The sequence below is a fragment of the Psychrobacter sp. Ps1 genome, from assembly GCF_022129425.1.
Classification (GTDB): Bacteria; Pseudomonadota; Gammaproteobacteria; order Pseudomonadales; family Moraxellaceae; genus Psychrobacter.
The window spans coordinates 1-3261 of record NZ_JADQAN010000051.1; the positions used below are offsets into that span (position 1 = coordinate 1).

3 protein-coding genes are annotated in these 3261 nt (G+C 43.4%); 1 reads left to right on the top strand and 2 read right to left on the bottom strand.

Annotation, left to right across the window (positions count from 1 at the left end; all coding sequences use genetic code 11):
• Positions 1-277: 277 nt before the first annotated feature.
• Together I3249_RS13000 and I3249_RS13005 are read right to left on the bottom strand one after the other, a co-directional pair.
• The gene (locus I3249_RS13000; RefSeq protein ID WP_238070242.1) at positions 278-1333 is read right to left on the bottom strand and encodes an SDR family oxidoreductase; all 1056 of its coding nucleotides are present in this window, start codon (positions 1331-1333) and stop codon (positions 278-280) included.
• Between the two features lie 84 nt (positions 1334-1417).
• Entirely contained in the window at positions 1418-2173 is a 756-nt protein-coding gene (locus tag I3249_RS13005; RefSeq protein WP_102090359.1) for an SDR family oxidoreductase, read from the bottom strand.
• Between the two features lie 99 nt (positions 2174-2272).
• Between I3249_RS13005 and I3249_RS13010 the strand changes: the two genes are divergently transcribed.
• Positions 2273-3157 (top strand): LysR family transcriptional regulator, encoded by an 885-nt coding sequence (locus tag I3249_RS13010; protein ID WP_102090358.1) that lies wholly within the window; start codon positions 2273-2275, stop codon positions 3155-3157.
• Positions 3158-3261: the final 104 nt, after the last annotated feature.

Here is a 3261-nt window from a genome sequence, read left to right on the forward strand (position 1 = left end):
GCGCGTAATTTTAAGTCAATGCTTTATCTGGCGTGTACTATCGTTCATTGTAAGATGAATTGAAGACACGCCCTAGAGATTTATTTAACAAAAAACACCCAACCAAGTTGAGTGTTTTTTTATTCATCTCTTTCAGTTACATCAAAGCTTAAAGCGTACTGATAATCTCATTCAGCTTGTGATTAAACGTCTCGTCCGTGACGACACCAGCTTCTTGATACCCAGCAATTTTTTTAATCTAATGATGACTTTCAAAAAAATTTGAGAAAAACAATCATTACATAGTTTGGGGATTGGGAATTAATCCATCTTTTACCATGTTGTCTAAATGCTCAATGATTTCATTCTCTGTACGCAAACTCATTTCATTGAATCCAGCCTGACGAGCTTTCGTCACATCAAATATCCCATCGGTTTCGACATGAAAAAGGAAGTCACCAAAACTGCCTTGAGCAATACGATTAATATCAGGCTCTCGCAAGTCATATCGAGTTGCAATATTCTTCCATTCGGAATCTGATGCCTGATTCAAACGTTGCTGAAGATTAATTGGCTGTGGCTCGCCGACATCCAGTCCGAACCATTCCGCCACTTTTGGCCAAAGATACTTCCAGCGACATACATCACCGTTGGTAACGTTATAAGCACCATCCTTTTCGTTGTCGGCCGCCCACACGACCGCCTCACCCAATAAACTCGCAGTCGTAAAGTTGATCAATACACTATAAGCCGCTGCAGAACCCGGAAATTGCATAGCAACGCCAAAGTGTTTACACAACGTACCATAGAGACCAATCAAGTTCCCCATATTCATAGCAGAACCAAGCGAATGACCAATCATGATATCCGGTCGCAAAGCGGTCCACCCGATACCTTTACTCTCTAACGTGCGAGCATAGTCTTCGTGTTCAAAATATAGGTTTGGTGGATAATGACGGCTATCATCCTCTCGAGCTGGCGTTTTATACACACCAAGATGAGCACCATAAACCTTGCCCCCTTGCAGAAATATCACCCGCTTCAAATCCGCCCCAGCGGCTATCACACTTTCGATGATATTCTTAAACATCAAGCTATTTTCTTCCGCTTCTGTCTTTGCATCATCGGAGGGTTTGATTGCTGCATAAAAAATATGAGTCACATGGGCCAGACTGTCTGAATGCTTCTGTAGTGAAGCTCTATCAAGTAAATCAGCAGATAAATGTGCTGTCTCATGGGGAGGCTCAATCGCTCTTGAAAGAGTTGTTACCTTCCACTCAGCATCTTGTAATGCGACAACAGCCCCGTTTCCGGTCACACCTGAACCACCTACGACAAGCATATGAGGTTGCATTATATCTCCTTAGGTAACGTCAACTTTTTTGATAGAAACCAGCCACTAGCAGTGGCTGGTATCAAAAATTAATTGTCTTACAGATTAGGCGATACGACCACCGCCGTCAACATTGACCACGGTGCCATTAATAAAGCCATTTTCAAGAATAGCCAATGCTGCGTGAGAGAGGTCTTTCGTTTGACCAACTCGTCCAACAGGAAGCGATTGAGCGACATCATTAAAGAGAGCAGCTTTATCTTCATCATTGAGCATATCCCAAGTTGCGCTATCGACGACTCCGGGAGAAATAACATTAAAACGTTTTGGTTTCATTTCAATGGCTAAATTAGCCACAAGGCTTTCTAATGCGATGTTTACAACACCAACAATAGACGAGCCTACTCCTTGTCGGTAAGCGGCAAGGCCTGAATAAAATAACACAGAGCCTGAATTTGTCAGGTGCTTATCAGCGCTACGCGCTAAGTTGATCGGACCATAAAGCTTGCTGGCAACCATACTTTGAATCTCCATATCCGACAACTCTAAAAATGGCTTAAACACCAGATCAGCAGCGGTCGATACAATGTGATCGTATGGCGCCTGCTCTGCAAGTGCTACATCAACTTGCTTCGCATCACTAATATCTAGCGCATAAGTACCTAATACACTGTCACCCAGTTCTGCTGCAACCTTATCCAACTTATCTTGCTTTCGCCCAGCTAAGGCCACTTTGGCGCCACGAGCGACCGCCATCGTTGCAAGCGCCGCCCCCATTCCTGAGCCTGCACCAACAATAAAAATTTTTCTGCCTTTCAGTGAGCCTTGACCATCATTGCTCTGTATCAGTGGTGTTGTCATTTTATTCTGCCTAAATCGTTAATTAGTCTTTATGATACAATATTTAAATCAACTAATAATTAACCATATAAAGAATGGTTTATTCAGGAATATTGAATAATGGACAGACTTGACTTAATGCAGATATATGTGGATATTCACGATATCGGCTCTATGGCTGGAGTAGCCAGACAAAGGAACATCGCTCCCTCAGCAGTCACGCAAGCATTACAAAAATTAGAGCAGTACGTAGGCGTAACACTGATTATGCGTACTACTCGGCGCATGTACTTTACACCGGAGGGAGAGCAGTTTCTGCATCACTGCCGCTCCATACTCGGAAAAATAAAAGAAGCGCTTGATCATGTTAATCAAAATGGACCACTACGAGGAACCATTCGTTTTACAGCAACCAATGATTTTGGTCGTACTCGATTACCATTGATCATTGATGAATTTCTAGAGTTACACCCACAAATAAAAGTGGATCTTCATCTATCGGATGGTGTCGTGGATCTGATCGGTGAACGCTTTGATTTCGCCATTCGAACCGGACCTCTGGTCGATTCAGAGTTCAAAGCACGCCGATTAACGAGTCAAAAGCGCTACGTATGTGCAGCCCCGATTTATTGGGCAAACAACGGGAAGCCCACGCATCCTAGAGAGCTCTTACAGCATAACTGTCTGGTTTTAGCTCGTCCCAACGCTTCGCAATCGGAATGGCACTTTATCGAACAAGGAAAATCATTTGCAGTTAAAATATCCGGCAACAGATTGGCCAATGATGGAGGTGTACTACGCCAATGGGCTATTAATGGTGCAGGTGTGGTTGTAAAAGGTGAATTCGACATTGAGGAAGACCTTAAAGCAGGACGTTTAGAGTGTGTGCTTACTTCTTTTACACATCAGCTGATCAATCTCTATGCGGTCTACCCCGGACATCGCCCATCGCCAAACCGAGTACTGGCGATGATAGATTTTATCGTTGACAGGCTAAAAGTGTAGTGGTCAACTAATTTAGGACAGCTGATATGAGCTATGCTGAAGAAACCGTACAAGTAAACTTGGTAAACTAACGACTCAACGAGGAGTTTACCATGACCAAGAAA

Coding starts and splice junctions, on each gene's coding strand:
- I3249_RS13000 (WP_238070242.1), bottom strand. CDS start 1,333: ATGCAACCTCATATGCTTGTCGTAGGTGGTTCAGGTGTGACCGGAAAC.
- I3249_RS13005 (WP_102090359.1), bottom strand. CDS start 2,173: ATGACAACACCACTGATACAGAGCAATGATGGTCAAGGCTCACTGAAA.
- I3249_RS13010 (WP_102090358.1), top strand. CDS start 2,273: ATGGACAGACTTGACTTAATGCAGATATATGTGGATATTCACGATATC.